19 protein-coding genes and 2 pseudogenes are annotated in these 13,355 nt (G+C 61.6%); 12 read left to right on the forward strand and 9 right to left on the reverse strand.

The genetic code is table 11. The features are described from left to right. Nucleotides 1-205: 205 nt before the first annotated feature. On the reverse strand, nucleotides 206-409 hold the full coding sequence (locus tag FV223_RS03215; protein ID WP_147725440.1) for a helix-turn-helix domain-containing protein: 204 nt from the start codon (nucleotides 407-409) through the stop codon (nucleotides 206-208). A gap of 131 nt (nucleotides 410-540) precedes the next feature. Between FV223_RS03215 and FV223_RS03220 the strand changes: the two genes are divergently transcribed. The 7 genes and pseudogenes from FV223_RS03220 to FV223_RS32525 all read left to right on the forward strand — a co-directional run. After that, on the forward strand, nucleotides 541-1,062 hold the full coding sequence (locus FV223_RS03220; protein WP_147725441.1) for an Arc family DNA-binding protein: 522 nt from the start codon (nucleotides 541-543) through the stop codon (nucleotides 1,060-1,062). A gap of 479 nt (nucleotides 1,063-1,541) precedes the next feature. Then, nucleotides 1,542-2,231, forward strand: coding sequence for a Gp138 family membrane-puncturing spike protein (locus FV223_RS03225; protein ID WP_147725442.1), 690 nt, complete (start codon nucleotides 1,542-1,544; stop codon nucleotides 2,229-2,231). 7 nt (nucleotides 2,232-2,238) lie between these two features. Next, entirely contained in the window at nucleotides 2,239-3,216 is a 978-nt protein-coding gene (locus FV223_RS03230; protein WP_147725443.1) for a hypothetical protein, read from the forward strand. Between the two features lie 196 nt (nucleotides 3,217-3,412). Next, on the forward strand, nucleotides 3,413-3,568 hold the full coding sequence (locus tag FV223_RS30045; protein WP_187276040.1) for a hypothetical protein: 156 nt from the start codon (nucleotides 3,413-3,415) through the stop codon (nucleotides 3,566-3,568). Then, the gene (locus FV223_RS03235; RefSeq protein ID WP_147725444.1) at nucleotides 3,568-4,092 is read left to right on the forward strand and encodes a hypothetical protein; all 525 of its coding nucleotides are present in this window, start codon (nucleotides 3,568-3,570) and stop codon (nucleotides 4,090-4,092) included. Before FV223_RS30045 ends, FV223_RS03235 begins: the two co-directional genes overlap by 1 nt. A 2-nt stretch (nucleotides 4,093-4,094) precedes the next feature. Further along, nucleotides 4,095-5,489: a hypothetical protein gene (locus FV223_RS03240; RefSeq protein ID WP_147725445.1), complete on the forward strand. Its 1,395-nt coding sequence runs from the start codon at nucleotides 4,095-4,097 to the stop codon at nucleotides 5,487-5,489. Next, a pseudogene (locus FV223_RS32525) lies at nucleotides 5,470-5,658 on the forward strand (hypothetical protein); the annotation flags it as partial. The gene FV223_RS03240 and the pseudogene FV223_RS32525, both read left to right, overlap by 20 nt. 440 nt (nucleotides 5,659-6,098) lie before the next feature. On the opposite strand, the gene FV223_RS03250 reads toward FV223_RS32525, so the two are convergent. Beyond that, entirely contained in the window at nucleotides 6,099-6,434 is a 336-nt protein-coding gene (locus FV223_RS03250; RefSeq protein ID WP_147725446.1) for a hypothetical protein, read from the reverse strand. A gap of 61 nt (nucleotides 6,435-6,495) precedes the next feature. Between FV223_RS03250 and FV223_RS03255 the strand changes: the two genes are divergently transcribed. Beyond that, on the forward strand, nucleotides 6,496-6,678 hold the full coding sequence (locus FV223_RS03255; RefSeq protein ID WP_147725447.1) for a hypothetical protein: 183 nt from the start codon (nucleotides 6,496-6,498) through the stop codon (nucleotides 6,676-6,678). A 34-nt stretch (nucleotides 6,679-6,712) separates the two neighbouring features. Here the strand turns inward: FV223_RS03255 and FV223_RS03260 are convergent, their stop codons facing one another. Together FV223_RS03260 and FV223_RS03265 are read right to left on the reverse strand one after the other, a co-directional pair. Then, nucleotides 6,713-7,075 (reverse strand): hypothetical protein, encoded by a 363-nt coding sequence (locus FV223_RS03260; protein ID WP_147725448.1) that lies wholly within the window; start codon nucleotides 7,073-7,075, stop codon nucleotides 6,713-6,715. Between the two features lie 3 nt (nucleotides 7,076-7,078). Further along, complete coding sequence (locus FV223_RS03265; RefSeq protein WP_147725449.1) at nucleotides 7,079-7,336, reverse strand: hypothetical protein; 258 nt, start codon at nucleotides 7,334-7,336, stop codon at nucleotides 7,079-7,081. A 135-nt stretch (nucleotides 7,337-7,471) separates the two neighbouring features. On the opposite strand from FV223_RS03265, the gene FV223_RS30055 reads away from it, so the two are divergent. Next, the gene (locus FV223_RS30055) at nucleotides 7,472-7,636 is read left to right on the forward strand and encodes a hypothetical protein (RefSeq protein ID WP_187275444.1); all 165 of its coding nucleotides are present in this window, start codon (nucleotides 7,472-7,474) and stop codon (nucleotides 7,634-7,636) included. A 283-nt stretch (nucleotides 7,637-7,919) separates the two neighbouring features. Here the strand turns inward: FV223_RS30055 and FV223_RS03270 are convergent, their stop codons facing one another. Continuing rightward, nucleotides 7,920-8,282 (reverse strand): hypothetical protein, encoded by a 363-nt coding sequence (locus FV223_RS03270; RefSeq protein WP_147725450.1) that lies wholly within the window; start codon nucleotides 8,280-8,282, stop codon nucleotides 7,920-7,922. Between the two features lie 239 nt (nucleotides 8,283-8,521). Between FV223_RS03270 and FV223_RS03275 the strand changes: the two genes are divergently transcribed. Next, entirely contained in the window at nucleotides 8,522-9,016 is a 495-nt protein-coding gene (locus FV223_RS03275; RefSeq protein ID WP_147725451.1) for a ferritin-like domain-containing protein, read from the forward strand. A 222-nt stretch (nucleotides 9,017-9,238) separates the two neighbouring features. Here the strand turns inward: FV223_RS03275 and FV223_RS03280 are convergent, their stop codons facing one another. Then, a complete protein-coding gene (locus FV223_RS03280) occupies nucleotides 9,239-9,454 on the reverse strand; it encodes a hypothetical protein (RefSeq protein WP_147725452.1) in 216 nt (71 codons plus the stop codon). Between the two features lie 669 nt (nucleotides 9,455-10,123). Then, entirely contained in the window at nucleotides 10,124-10,297 is a 174-nt protein-coding gene (locus FV223_RS30060; RefSeq protein WP_187276042.1) for a hypothetical protein, read from the reverse strand. Nucleotides 10,298-10,416: 119 nt separating this feature from the next. Here FV223_RS30060 and FV223_RS03290 point away from each other — a divergent pair, with 119 nt between their 5' ends. After that, nucleotides 10,417-10,671 (forward strand): hypothetical protein, encoded by a 255-nt coding sequence (locus FV223_RS03290; RefSeq protein ID WP_147725454.1) that lies wholly within the window; start codon nucleotides 10,417-10,419, stop codon nucleotides 10,669-10,671. A 364-nt stretch (nucleotides 10,672-11,035) separates the two neighbouring features. Here the strand turns inward: FV223_RS03290 and FV223_RS03295 are convergent. After that, nucleotides 11,036-11,315: pseudogene (locus FV223_RS03295) on the reverse strand (hypothetical protein). Nucleotides 11,316-11,391: 76 nt separating this feature from the next. On the opposite strand from FV223_RS03295, the gene FV223_RS03300 reads away from it, so the two are divergent. After that, nucleotides 11,392-12,654 carry a glycosyltransferase gene (locus FV223_RS03300; protein WP_147725455.1) on the forward strand — a complete coding sequence of 421 codons (1,263 nt, stop codon included), beginning with the start codon at nucleotides 11,392-11,394 and terminating at the stop codon, nucleotides 12,652-12,654. Nucleotides 12,655-12,786: 132 nt separating this feature from the next. Here the strand turns inward: FV223_RS03300 and FV223_RS03305 are convergent, their stop codons facing one another. Continuing rightward, nucleotides 12,787-13,038, reverse strand: a complete 252-nt coding sequence (locus FV223_RS03305; protein ID WP_147725456.1) for a hypothetical protein — start codon at nucleotides 13,036-13,038, stop codon at nucleotides 12,787-12,789. Between the last annotated feature and the right edge of the window lie 317 nt (nucleotides 13,039-13,355).

Here is a 13,355-nt window from a genome sequence, read left to right on the forward strand (position 1 = left end):
ACCGAAGCGTCGAGCGATGAATAAGTCTTGCCGAAGGGGACGAACCGCCGTATCTCTCTGATCGCAAGCCGCCACAGCTGCATTCGAGAGCCCTGCGTTCGCCCCGCGCGTCGCGGGGTTTCTCATGTCCGGTTCCTGCTGTTGAGCGCTGGCCGGATGGCTCGGCGCGGTGATCCAGCGGGCCGCGCCCGCCGGGATGGCGGGGTCAGGCGGCGAGTGGCGCTGGCAGACCAAGCATTTCGCGGAGCTTCGCGGTTGGGACGCGGAACTGTCCTGCCACCTTGAGGGCAGGCAACGAGCCGTCTCGAACCGCCTTGTAAGCAGTGTTCCGCCCTACCCCCAGAACGCGTCCAGCCAGCACGACATCCACAGTCGGCTCCGTCAGCACCTGCATGATGTCGTCGGACATCTCTCACCTCCCATCCGTCAACAAGTGCGGTGATAACACCGCGCAAATTGATATGGACAGATTGGGCAGGGGTTGGCAAGTTATTTTTGCGGTGCTAGCACAGCACAAGTTAGGATGCTTGGAGATAGGCGATGACGGACGACGCCGCGGCAAAACGATCCAAGGGGCGCCCCCGTATCTATCCCGGCACCGAGAAGCGGCCGACGCTGACGTTTCGAGTGCGCGGGGGCCTGCATGAGCAATTGAAGGAGGCCGCAGAAAAGAACGAGAGATCTCTTAGCGAGGAAATAGAGGGGCGCGTTGCAATGTCCTTCGAGCCCAGCCGCGATGTAGAGCATCGCGAAGACGAATATGAGAGATTAGTCGACTATCTAGGCGGCAAGGACCGTATATGGTTCCTATTTATTATTAGTAATAGCTTTGGAGCAGCTTTGGATGAAATAGACCCTGATCGCCAGAATGATATCGACTGGACAAAATCATCGAAAAAAATCGATCGATTGACAGAGTTCATGCAGAGCAAGATGCAAGAAATAGTAACGCTTGCCGCCTCGCAAGACGGCCGACTAGCCAAGTCAATAGCTCGGGTCTATCAGGGGACAAGGGCTCATAGAGCTATGCGTCAGAAGCAGGTTGCAACGGAAAACAACTAGGTACTTTATGCCAATCCAACAGTCTTTGGTATATCTCGGTATTTAATCCCTCGTATGGTATATCGAATAAGCGCAAGACGTTAGCTCCCATGGGTGATATGCTGCGACCTTGTTGAATTGGATCGCAGATGTCAGTCCAGTACCCCTCGCATCTCTACATCCGTATAGACCGGTCTCTCCGGTTGGCGATCGCGGCTGCGGCCGGCACCGCAGGCAAAACCGTTTCGCATCACGCACGCGATCTGCTTCGCTCAGCCTTGAGCGATCGATGCCCAGGGCCTGCCGGCACCCCTCGTCCCCTGAACGAGCGTCCGCGCCAGGGCGCTCGGCCGACGGCAAGCCGCCCCACCTCCCGCCGTCACATGGAAGGTTGAGGTCGGCCCATGGACCCGCGCACACGCTACACCGACGAGCTAGAGATTTACGAAAGCCTTGCGGATCAGGTCCGGTCGTCGGTTATGACAGCGATGCCGGTTCGGGTGATCAAAGATGCGGACGGGCACACCGTCTCGATCCAGCCAACGGTGAAGGCAGTTTTCCGAAAGGAAGACGGGTCGTTGCAGCAGGTGGATTACCCGCCGATCACCGATGCGCCGATCCAGTTCTCGGGCGGCGGCGGCGTGACCTCGACGCACCCGATCAAGCAGGACGACGAGGGCATCGCCCTGTTCATGGCCCGCTCCATGGATGCCTGGCACCAGCAGGGCGGCACGCAGGCCCAGATCGACGCCCGCGTGGCTGACCTCTCGGATGCCGTCTACATCCCCGGCATCCGCTCCACGCCGCGCAAGCTCCCGAAGTTCAATCCCGACGCGCATGAGATGCGATCGGATGACGGGAAGCACGTCGTGTCCCTGCACCCTCAGAAGGGGGTCACGGTCTCGGTGGACGACGGGAAGCACACCCTCGCGTTCGACAAGGACACCGGCATCAGCATGAAGTCGGGCATGTCAATTGCGATGGAGTCGGCCAAGGGCTTCGCGTTCAAGGGCGACTTGAACGTCAAGGGCAAGGTGAGCCCGAGCGGCGGCCTTTTCGGCAGCGTGTTCCAAGGCATGGCCGGCGGCGCCATGGTGCTGCTCGTCGCCCTGCTCGCATCCCAGGTCCGAGCCATCCCTGAGCCGGTCCAGCGCGCGGCCTATACCTTCACTGCCCTCGTATCGAGGTGATGGAGCGATGGGGCAGCAATACCTTCGGCAGGTCTCCGTTTCGATCGATGGCGGCATCAGCTTCACCAGCGACGGCGACAACGGCCCGCGCGTCCGGTTCGACACACATCAGTTCGTCTCCTCCACGCCGGCTCACGCAAACATCTACGTCTCGAACCTGTCGAAGGACAGCTATGCGAAGCTTGCGAAGGAAAATCTGAAGGTCACGCTTTCGGCCGGCTACCGCGATGGTGGCACATCAATCATCTTCAGCGGTGAGATCCGACAGGCTCGAAACTTTCGCGAGGACATTACCGACGTGGTGACGCATATCGTTGCAACCAGTTCGGGGAATGCACGCAACTTCGCGACGCTGAACAAGACCCTTGCCGCCGGGCACACGCACGATGACCGCGTGCAGATGGCTCTCAGTGCCTTCAAATCATTCGGTGTCACGGCAGGGCATATCGACAAGCTCGGCGGCCCGAAGTTCCCGCGCGGGTTCCTTGCGTGCGGCATGGCCCACCAGATGCTCCGCGATGTCTGCCAGGCGCGCGAGGCGCAGTGGTTCAACGTGAACGGCCGCTTCCACGTCCTGAAGGCTGCAAACACGCTCCCCGGCAGCACGATCGTCCTGAATAGCTCCTCCGGCCTCATAGGGATGCCTGAGCAGACAATCGGCGGGGTCAACTTCCAATGCCTGCTCAATCCGCTCATCGTCCCCGGCTGCAAGGTCAAAATTGACGAGAGCAGCGTTGTTCGCGCGGCATTCGATCCATCGGTGGCCGGTCAGGGCAACAATTCCCTACTTCAGTCCGGCAATCTCATGGGCGTGCAGGCTGACGGCCTCTATAAGGTGCTGAAAGCCGAGCATAGCGGCGACACGCGCGGCAATCAGTATTTCACGATCGGCGTAGGCGTCGGCCTAAACGCCGACTCCCGCGAACTTCGCTCCATCGGCATCAGCGACGACTTCAACAACGACGCTCCCCCGGCGGGAGGTTGAGATGGGTGAAGTGGTCCCGCTCCGCCTCCGCCCGATAGCCGTGGAGACGGCGCCCGACGTGCCGCGCACCTACGTCGAGATAGCGCACATGTGGACCGTGGCCGCCGTCCGTGTCGTCGTTGCGACTTGTCCCGGTGAAGAACGCTCAGGCCCCTTCAGGGTGGTCCTGAGGGCCGCGGGCGTGCCGGATAGATCCGTGCTGTCGATGACGGCCGAGCCTCAGCACGAGGCCGAGTTGATGGACTGCCTCGACGCCTACTGCCACGCGATGGCGCAGACTCTGAACTACGCGTCGTCCTATCCCGCGACCCTGGTGCCGCCGCCCTCCGATCCGCCGAGAGGGGCCGCCTGATGCCGGTCGAGCGCGGCAAGGATCTCACGAAGGAACTAGAGCGCACCCTTCGCGACCTCGCGTCGATGGAGGTGGTGATCGGTATCCCGGCCGAGGCCGGCGCACATGGCGATAGCGGGCTCACGAACGCAGCGCTCGGATACATCCACGAGTACGGCGCCCCGGAAGCGAACATCCCAGCGAGACCCTTTCTGATGCCGGGGATCGAGCGCATCCGCGACAAGATCACCGACGAGCTTGCGAAGGGCGCCGCTCGCGCGGTCGAGGCTACGGTTTCAAGCGGCAACCGGACAGCCGGCAAGGCCGAGGGGGCGAAAGCCCTACAGCGTGTCGGCATCCTCGCACAGAGCAGCGTCCGCGGCGTCATCACGGATGGGATCGCCCCACCGCTCGCCGAGCGCACCGTCTACGCTCGATTGCATCGAAAGAAGAACAGGCGCTCGTCTGGACCGATGACCCCGCTCGTAGACACGGGGAAACTTCGGGAAGCCATCACGTACATTATCGGACCGAAGGAATATTAGGCATGTCGAACGACGTTCTCCGAGCCTTTATTGTTTCACTCGGCTTCAAAGTCGATGAAGCGGGAGCGAAAAAACAGCAGGAGGCTATCGGCAAGACCGAACGCGCCGTCGCCGGCCTGGAGAAGACCGAACGTGACGCGCATGCGGCGGGGGCCAGACGGGCGGCAGAGCTAACGCAGCGTGCTGAGAGCATGGCAACCGCGGCGCGGATCGCGGGCGCAGGCATCGTCGCATTCGCTGCCGGCGCCGCGCTGGCGCTGAAAGGCTTGGGGGATGCTTTGTCGAAGTCCCTCGGCGACTTCGACCGCCTCTACTACGTCGCCGGTCGAACCGGCGCGTCGGTGAATAGCATCAAGGCGCTCGGCTACGCCTTCGAGCAGACGGGTAGCTCGGCGGCCCGCGCCATCGGCGTGCTTGAGAGCTTTGCCCGCGCTCGCCGCACTAACCCTGGCACGAACGCACTGCTTAAGAACTACGGGGTGAACACGAAGGGCGATGCGTCCGACGGGCTCGGTAACGCGATCGACGCCATTTCGGCCAAGCACCCGCACTTCGCAGGTTCCCAGATCGCCGGCCTGCTAGGCATCTCGGAGGAGGACTTCGAGCATTACAGCCGATACCGGAAAGAGATCATCAAGTTCACGGCTGAGAACAAGGCGCTTAGGAAGTCGCTCGGCCTCAATGACGACGATACGGCTTCGGCAGCAAACCGCCTCGCCCGCGCCTTCGGCTCATTCCACGCCGTCATGGATGCCCTTGGCGACAAGCTCACGGCGGTCATGGCCCCGGTACTGGAACGCGTCGTCAAGGCGTTCAAGGATTGGATCGCGGCTAATCCCGAGAAGGTCGAGGCGATCATGCGCGCGATCGCCACCGCCGCCGAAGCCCTAGGGAAGGCACTTCAGAGCGTGCTTGAGTGGTTCGGAAACGAGGCGAACCAGAAACACGCGACGGACCTATTTGAAGCCATCGCCAAGACCGTTCGCGACACCGCACACGAAGTTCGGTTGCTCATCGACGCCTTCAACCGGCTGGGCAAGTTCCTAAACCCTGGCGGCGGCGATCCGGTGGGCAAGGCCGTCACAGGGTTGCTAGGCTCGCTCGGGCTTGGCGGCGGGGGCAGTGGCCTCGGTGTCGGCGCAATCGGTGGCGCGAGCTACCTCGGACAGGAGCCGGCGAACGACGCTGCGAAGCCCGGTCTGATGCGGCGCGGCTGGAACGCGGTCAAGCGTGCGGTCGGGTTGGGCGGCAGCGGCGCCGGGGCAGAGACGAACTACCCCGCCGGCTCGAAGCACCCCATCCTAGATCTCATCACACGAGCGGAAGGGACCAAGCGCGGATACGACGACTCTTTATGCGCATCAGGTCGGAGGTACGCTGACAGACAAGACGCTTGATGAAGTCCAGGGCATTCAGAAGGGGATGCGCGGGTCATCGGCGATTGGAAAATACCAATTCATGCGTGCCACGCTGAATGGGCTTCGGAAAGAGATGGGCCTGAAAGGCGACGAAAAGTTTGATCCCGCCATGCAGGATCGGCTCGCGCTGCGCCTTTATGAGCGACGTATGGCTCAAGCCCGACGCAAGGGCGGTGGTGACGGCGCCGTTCTGGAAGCTCTGGCGCAAGAATGGGCGTCGTTCCCAACTCAGTCGGGCCAGGGGTATTATCCGGGGCAGCGAGCAGCCGTTTCGACCCAACAAGTGCTGGACGCTGTTCGCCGACAGGAGGCATCGAAGGCCACACCACAGCCCGTGGCTCCGCGACTTCCGGTTATGTCTCGGGGAGACGGCTTCAATCCAGGCGGTTTCGACGTGAACGCTGCGCTTCGCTCGGCGCCGATGGGCACAAGCTCGACCACGAACAATCAGTCGAGCATGAACGTGAACTCGCCGACCAACGTGACAATCAATGGCGTGACGGACCCGCAAAAGGCAGCCGAGCATTTCGAGCGCGCCGCGAACCGGAGCAACAACGAGATGCTGCGCAACGTCCAAGCGGCGGCGCGCTAACAGCCAGCGCGGCAGCGAGCCCCCACCACCACGGGGTTCGTCTCGCCGATGGTGCCGATGGCGACTAAGGTGTCGCCGCGGCGCCAAGTGAAGTTGCAGTTGGCGAGGCCGGTGCCAGCGCACGACTCCATTTCGGGGCGCCCCTTGCAGCGGTCGTCATCCTCATCGCATGCCTGCGCTTCGGGCATCGTCACCGGCTTCCAGCCGAGAGCAATCAAGCTGCTGCGCGCCGACCCGTAGGGCGTTCCCTTGGGGAAAGTGGGCAACCGCTCGGCTGCACTCACGACCGTGACGGAGCCGACGAGGGCGAGGGCGACGAGGGTAGTGCGCATCCCGGCAATGTATGCACCGGGGTGCGCTTGTCGAGGTGAGTACGGCTCACTACAGGACACCATGGACAAGCTCGAAGCTCTCCTAGACCGTCTCAAGGCCTATCAGCGGGCGATGATCCTGGCGGCAGCCGAACACGACACATTGCCGGCTGCGAGCGTCCTAAGACAGATCGCAGAGCTTGAGAATGCTATCGCGGCAGTGGAGGCGGTGGCTGATGAGGAGCGAGATCCACGCCGGCGGTAGGCCCGGTGGTGGTGCGGTTCTGACGCGGAAAGCTTCATTGTACGCAGTTGCGAAGGTGTCGTTCCAGCTCCGCACTCAAGGCGACATACTCTCTGAGAGCCGCCACGAGCTTGATCCGAGCCGCGTCCACCGGCTTTGAAGCATCACGGACGGCCGTCGACCCTCCGCTCATCATTTCCACCAAATTGAGTTCGCCGAACGCCTCCTGGCTTTCGACGCTCGCGCGACGCAGCTCATCGAGGCTGGTAAGGTAGGTTCGGCACTCCGCAGGGCTCATTTCCGCATGGCCGGCCGTGGTCGTCGCAATGAGCATCATAACGGCAAGGGCGGTGCGCATCAGGGGAAAATAACCGCCGGGGTGGCGGTGTCGAGATGGCTCGCCCATCAGCCGTAGCATGCCCTACTCGACCGCATTCGGGTGCAGCGATGGGGTTCCGCAGTAGATCTTCGGCAGCAGCGGGCAGCCATCGTGCTTGCGATGATGAGCGAACCGCCGCGTTTCAGTCCAGGTGAACGTGCCGGGCATCGTGAGGCGTCCATGGCATGCCGGGCAACGCTTCTCTGCGGCGACGAACCGGGTCGAGGCCTCAACGAGGCTCACGACGAGCCAATGCCCGTCGGCCTTCACTTCGCACTGGTTCAAATAGGGCTCAACCATGCCCCGCTCTGGCATGCAAAAGCGTTTTTCGCCAGAGCATCTCGGGCGCGGTCGGAGAGCGGTCGCTGAGGTCCTATCGATGGAACGCCGGGCCCACCGCGGCTTTGGTCAAAGTACATATCATAGGAGTGAACGATGATCGACGCCGACACCCCACAGCCGGGTGATGATCCGACACCAATCGGCGATCCGTCGCCTGCCCCGCAAGAGCCCGAAGGCGACCCACCGCCGAACCCCGCCCCGGCACCGCAGATGGACGATGAGGCGGCGATCAAGGAGACAGAGGAGCAGCCGAGCTAGCACTCAGTCAATCCCGATACTTCCGGTATCGGTTGCCCCTAGCGTCGGTGAGAACGATCGAGGCCGTAGCGACCGATACCGGCATGTAAACCGTGATCTCGTTGGCGGCCGCCACAGACTCGCTCCGCGCTGCCTGCTCCGATGCCACGACGCTCAGCGCCGCTACGGCGATCGCCGACCATAGGCCAGCGACAGCAACAGTCGGTATCTTTCGCACGCACGTCCTCGTAACTGATCTTGGGGCGCTGGTGATCGGTCAATGCAGCTGATCCGTGGCGGTCGATCAGTCCAGAAAGACGCGGACGCCCTCGGTATTCAGGATGCTCCGCTGATCAGCGCACCAGCGCTCAGGGCCAACGTCTGCGATTTCCTGCGCCAGGCGTTTGCCTTCGTCATCCACAGCGGTCTGAGCCTGCTTCAGCCCAAGGCTTTGATCGAGGGTAGGCCGCACGGTGCGTGACAAGCCGTCTGACACCTTGTCGTCGATCGCATAGAACTGACGGCAATGCAGGACGATGCCAGCCTGGGCGCCTACGATGCGCACAAGCCCCTCGATTTTCTCGGCTCGCTGGTCATCCTTGGCTGGCGCTGCGACACCAACACCGGCCGTTAGGATCGTTGCGAGGGCGGCGAAGGCGGTGCGCATTCAAGGAGGATACAAGCCGAGGCGACTTTGTCGAGCCCGGCGCCATCGCCTTGGCCTACGATCTCACCCCCCGCATGCCAGATACCGAGCCTTGCCGAAGCTTCCGCCCTCCTCTTGCTTCGGCACTCATACCTAGCCCGGCCAGCGCTTGCAGAGCCGGGCTTTTTCGTGATCCCATCCGACGAACAATTTCACTTACGGTCGGTTCAATGACGACGACCCTAGGATGGAGTGTTCACATGTCTGCACCGAACAGCCTCAAGGACGTCTACCTCGACGAAATGAAGGACCTTTGGTCGGCAAACGACCAAATGACACGGGCCGTGAAGCAGCTCGGTGAGAAGGTCAGCGATCCCAAGCTCAAGCAGATGCTGGAGCACTCCGTGGGCGGGATCGAGAAGCACACCGGCGTGCTCAAGCAGCTCATCGAGGCCGCTGGCGGACAGGCTGAGCCGGAACATTGCAAGGGCATGGAAGGCCTGGTGACCGAGGCGCTGAAGCATGGCATCAAGGAGGCGTCGAGCGACGGCAAGCTACAGGACGTCGCAATTATCGCGCAGTATCAACGCATGTCGCACTACGGTCTCGCTGGCTTCGGTTCAGCAGCCGCCTATGCGAAGGCGCTCGGCATGTCCGACGCCGAAACCAAGCTCAAACAGGCGGTCTCCGAGATCTACAAGGGAGACGAGTACGCCTCGAAGCTCGCAGAGGCGGTGGAGCAAGCGGCAGCGTAAGGGCACAAGAAGGAGGGGCGCTTCGACTAAGCCAGTGCACTTCCCGCTTCCTACCTAGCCTCGAAGCCTCTCAATGCCCATCAGCTCGGCCAGAGAAATCCGAGCTGAGCTATTTCGTTTTCTGTTAACCAGTTGCCACTACGCCATGGCCATTGAAGGGGTTCCTCTGGCCCCGACATCACTCAGCCCGCCCGGCATCCGCTGTGGTGGGCTTTTTTGTTTCTACACGTTCGCGGCAACGATCTTAGCGATGATGCCGTCAAGTTCTACGACTGAAGATCGGTGGCGAGCCATCATCTCCAAAGACACATCGAGCAATTCGCCGCGTGGATCGGTGGCGTATGTCCGCATTTCACCTTTCTCCATCCGAGCTAGAATGGCCGCCAAAGAGTCCCGCTCGACACGGCACCATTTCTCGAACCAAACCTGCGGCTCCATGCTACTCTCCATCCAGCCCGGCCGAAGAAATCCGCCCTAGGCTTCTTCACTGTTTAATGCAGTAACATCACTTCAGAGTATCTAGATGGTCGAAAGAGGAAGCTGGCGTTAGATCAAGATGGTTTACCTTGGTTTTCGCACCGAGGGTTACGCCAGCGGTCTCAGCGAAGCTCTCTGAAAGCAAACGGATTTTATCGCGAGCCTGCCTCTCGATCTCGGTGCTGGATCCGCCCTCAATCTTGATGGAGACGGACCCTGTAAGTCGTCCCTCGTCGGTGATGAGAACGAAGTTAAACCGGCCGGACCGGCTGCGCCGGACAACGTAGTGAGGCTTTGCCAATTCACACCCTCAGCGTGTGCCATGTCTAGCTCATACGTCGTGAAGGCCAGTCGAGTTTCGCCCCAACGAAAAAAGCGCGCCGGGTGAGGGCGCGCCAAGGATTGTGCTCGCGGGCTTAAGAGCGAGCACGCCCTTGGTACACACCACTGTAGCCAAGCACTGTCTCTACAAAGGTACACCCGCCCCCGCCGTGCGCTTGGGCTTATAGGCCACAGCGTCGTTGTCAGTCAGGAAGCCCACGCCAAGGCGATCTGTGTGACAGGCTAACGAGAGGCTCAACTCACAGGCCCGTTGCTTCATCCTGAAAAGGAGCAACGGAGGAGAGCGTATCAATGATCGTGACCATCGGACCCATCCATTGTGCGGCGAGCCGTTTCTTTCGCCAGAGCGTGCAGCAAGGCTTTGGTGAACGCCTGCATTTCCGGCGTGCCACACTCCATCACCGCTTCATGCGCTTTGCGGCACGCATCAACCATCTCATCGAATTCAGTGTCGTCGACCATAGGCGGGACTCGATCACACGCGCAGATTGCGCGCTGTCGAAATACGCCCGGTCAACGACGCTTGATATAATCTATGATTGTATGCAGCATGCAGGTACCCGCCGGTCGTGGAGGTTGGCATGCATCATCCAGCGTGGGCTTCGCCGATCGGTGCAAGGAAGCGCAGCAGAGCCCAAGACGCGTTGCGACGGATCGCCCAGTCCCTTGACGTTCCAGTTGAAGTGTTGATGCAGAATGCGCAAAGCGAATTTTATCCTGACGCCACCGCGGAAATGGTTCGATTGTGGTTCAAAATCCGATCCCAGGAAGGACGGGACGTGGTCCTAAAAGTGATCCGTGAAATTGCACAAAAAGCTGAAGCCGAGTTGGAATAACGCTTGCTGTCTATTGTAGGGCGAAAATCTTGGCAGCCTCACTCTCGGAAGCCGCAACGCTCCGCTTCCTGCCGCAGAACGCTAAGAACGCGCTGGCGCCCTTGAGGGTCTTCAATCTTTGACCACAGCCGCAATAAGGTAGTTGCTTCGGTGGCCTCAATCTCCGGCGCCCCATTAAATAGCACCTCAGGCTCAACGCCTAGAGCATGAGCGATCGCTTGCAGCTGAGGATTATCAATCTTGGCCATATTTTACTTACTACGGCAGGACGCGAAAGTTTCACGTCTGAATGCAAAATTCAATCCTGCCCGATCACGGTTCTGTTACCCCAGCGCTTTTGGGTGATGTTGCTGCATGATATCACCTAATAGTGGCGGGGCTTTTCTGCGTTCCAGCCGCCCTGCAGGCTCTCGGCGAAGTCGTCCGGCACCTTGCCGAACTGTCCAAGGATCGTAGCGCTTTCCAGCTCACCCGTCTCATCGTCGGCGACGATCTTGAGGGCGGCGGTACCAGACATCCAGCCAGCCATGGCTTCGACTTTTTTCAGTGCACGCAGTCAGTAGGGGCTACCTCGCGACGCCGGGGATTAGGCGCTTCCGCTTGATGGTGAACGTCTGCACCACGAACGTCGTCTTCATCCCCACGCGCGCTTCCCCTTCGCAGGCCTGATCTACCAGACTCGATAAAAAACCGCTTTCGAGTGTTGTGATCCGAGCCAGCATGAACGTTCAGATCGTTGCAGTTGGCACCCATGGCGACGTTCTTCCCATGGTAGCAATCGGCGTCGAGCTGGCGAGCCGCGGCCACGCGGTGACGCTCGCCGCGCCTGCTCCGTTTGCGGCCTTGGCTGCGCGAGCAGGGCTCGTATTCCATGCGCTGTGCACGGAGACCGAGTACGATCGCCTCATCGGCACACCGAATTTATGGCGACCGTGGCGCGGCGTCCAAGCGATGTTCGAAGCTGTCGCCACGCTGACTGAGCCGACCTATCGCTGGCTTATTGGACAACAGGCAATGGGCGGGGGCGTAGTGGTCGCTTCCACCCTCAGTCTCGGCGCCCGTGTGGCGCAGGACAAGCTCGCGCTGCCCGTCGTGGTTGTCCACGTGGCGCCCTTCCTGATGGAAAGCCGTCATGCGCCGCCGCGCCTACCCGGCCTGCCGTTGCCGCGCCTCCTGCCGGCGAGGCTTCGCCATTGGATCGGCAGGGGGGCTGACCGCTACGTGATTGGCCCCGCAGCGCTCCCCATTCTGAACGCCTTCCGGGGCACCCTCGACCTTCCGCCGGTGCGGCGGTTGCGCCACTGGTGGAACCTCGCGCCGACCCTTATCCTGATGTTTCCCGGGTGGTACGCACCGTCGCAGCCGGATTGGCCAGCCCACGCCCTTCAGGTCGGGTTCCCGACTGCCGATCGATTTGGTGACACCTCGGAGCTTCCGGGGAACCTTGCCGCGTTCCTGCGTGCTGGGTCGGCGCCGCTGGTCTTTACCTACGGTTCGGGCATGCGACAGGGACGCTCGTTCTTCGAGACAGCTCTGCGGATTTGCCGGCAGATGGGCCGCCGGGGCGTATTCCTGGCGCCTCAAACTGGGCAGGTCCCGCCAGACCTATCGCCGGACGTGATCCATGTGCCCTATGCTCCTCTCACGGCCCTGCTGCCGCACGCTGCTGCCTTGATCCACCACGGCGGCATCGGCACCGTGGCATTGGGGCTCCGCGCTGGCGTGCCGCAGCTCGTCGTGCCAGTGGCGTTCAACCATTTCGATGAGGCGCGCCGGCTCAAGGCGCTTGGTGTGGGCGCCGGTCTGTCACGGAGCCGCTTTACCCCTGCCCGAGGGGCACGGGTGCTCGACCATCTGCTCGCGAGCCGCCATGTCGCTGCGGCATGCCAGTTGCTGCACATGCAGGCTGCGGCCGACGACGGCATTAGCGACGCCTGTGACGCGATCGAGCGTGCAGGCGGTTTTCAAGCTGCGAAGCGCTGACTTGCGGGGGTGTGCCCCGATCCAGCTGTCCTATAGGCAGCGAGTACGTGGAGCGAGAAGTTCGAGATGCGGACGACGCGCTACGCGACGTAGGTCACCGAGCTGCCAACGGCATGGGCATGAGGCTCCCCGCTACTGCGCGTCGTCGGCGCCAACCAACCGCACAGTCGCACCTAGCCGGCTCCGGTCGAGCCCCTTCGCAACATAGCGATCATCCGCCCGGGTAACCCACCTCGGCGCTGGAGCACGCCCCAAGATGCTCAGATTGCCCCGCACAGCCTGTTCGAGCTGCATCCGCACCGCGCCATCAGCAAGCGCGGCAAGACCGCCCACGGTGCCGATCACGAGGATGCTGCGGGTGATGATTGAAGTGAGGGTGAGCATCGAGTGATCCCAGGTCCTGTATGACTGTAGCAGGATCACAGGGAACGGGATGCAACTCGGTAAGCACACTTGGCGGGTATGCGGCATCGTTGAGAACGGACATTCGCATCAGGAGGTTGCCCGCTGCATACTTGGGAGAAACGAAATGCTGACGGGTAGCTTGCTGTGGCTGATCGGGGTGCCGATCCCGGTCATTCTCCTGGCGTGGTTCTTCTTCTTCCGCGGCCGGTAGCTGGTGGCCTCATAGACAAGGCGGCCCCGAAGACGCAGGCTCTCCTTAAAGGGGAGCCTGCTCGATCCTCAGTAGGCCCGTGACC

Source organism: Methylobacterium sp. WL116, from assembly GCF_008039455.1.
Classification (GTDB): domain Bacteria; phylum Pseudomonadota; class Alphaproteobacteria; order Rhizobiales; family Beijerinckiaceae; genus Methylobacterium.

What these genes read in the sequence shown, in the direction of transcription:
- FV223_RS03215 (WP_147725440.1), bottom strand. Translation starts at nt 409, where the DNA reads ATGTCCGACGACATCATGCAGGTGCTGACGGAGCCGACTGTGGATGTC.
- FV223_RS03220 (WP_147725441.1), top strand. Translation starts at nt 541, where the DNA reads ATGACGGACGACGCCGCGGCAAAACGATCCAAGGGGCGCCCCCGTATC.
- FV223_RS03230 (WP_147725443.1), top strand. Translation starts at nt 2,239, where the DNA reads ATGGGGCAGCAATACCTTCGGCAGGTCTCCGTTTCGATCGATGGCGGC.
- FV223_RS03235 (WP_147725444.1), top strand. Translation starts at nt 3,568, where the DNA reads ATGCCGGTCGAGCGCGGCAAGGATCTCACGAAGGAACTAGAGCGCACC.
- FV223_RS03240 (WP_147725445.1), top strand. Translation starts at nt 4,095, where the DNA reads ATGTCGAACGACGTTCTCCGAGCCTTTATTGTTTCACTCGGCTTCAAA.
- FV223_RS03250 (WP_147725446.1), bottom strand. Translation starts at nt 6,434, where the DNA reads ATGCGCACTACCCTCGTCGCCCTCGCCCTCGTCGGCTCCGTCACGGTC.
- FV223_RS03255 (WP_147725447.1), top strand. Translation starts at nt 6,496, where the DNA reads ATGGACAAGCTCGAAGCTCTCCTAGACCGTCTCAAGGCCTATCAGCGG.
- FV223_RS03260 (WP_147725448.1), bottom strand. Translation starts at nt 7,075, where the DNA reads ATGCTACGGCTGATGGGCGAGCCATCTCGACACCGCCACCCCGGCGGT.
- FV223_RS03265 (WP_147725449.1), bottom strand. Translation starts at nt 7,336, where the DNA reads ATGGTTGAGCCCTATTTGAACCAGTGCGAAGTGAAGGCCGACGGGCAT.
- FV223_RS30055 (WP_187275444.1), top strand. Translation starts at nt 7,472, where the DNA reads ATGATCGACGCCGACACCCCACAGCCGGGTGATGATCCGACACCAATC.
- FV223_RS03270 (WP_147725450.1), bottom strand. Translation starts at nt 8,282, where the DNA reads ATGCGCACCGCCTTCGCCGCCCTCGCAACGATCCTAACGGCCGGTGTT.
- FV223_RS03275 (WP_147725451.1), top strand. Translation starts at nt 8,522, where the DNA reads ATGTCTGCACCGAACAGCCTCAAGGACGTCTACCTCGACGAAATGAAG.
- FV223_RS03280 (WP_147725452.1), bottom strand. Translation starts at nt 9,454, where the DNA reads ATGGAGCCGCAGGTTTGGTTCGAGAAATGGTGCCGTGTCGAGCGGGAC.
- FV223_RS30060 (WP_187276042.1), bottom strand. Translation starts at nt 10,297, where the DNA reads ATGGTCGACGACACTGAATTCGATGAGATGGTTGATGCGTGCCGCAAA.
- FV223_RS03290 (WP_147725454.1), top strand. Translation starts at nt 10,417, where the DNA reads ATGCATCATCCAGCGTGGGCTTCGCCGATCGGTGCAAGGAAGCGCAGC.
- FV223_RS03300 (WP_147725455.1), top strand. Translation starts at nt 11,392, where the DNA reads ATGAACGTTCAGATCGTTGCAGTTGGCACCCATGGCGACGTTCTTCCC.
- FV223_RS03305 (WP_147725456.1), bottom strand. Translation starts at nt 13,038, where the DNA reads ATGCTCACCCTCACTTCAATCATCACCCGCAGCATCCTCGTGATCGGC.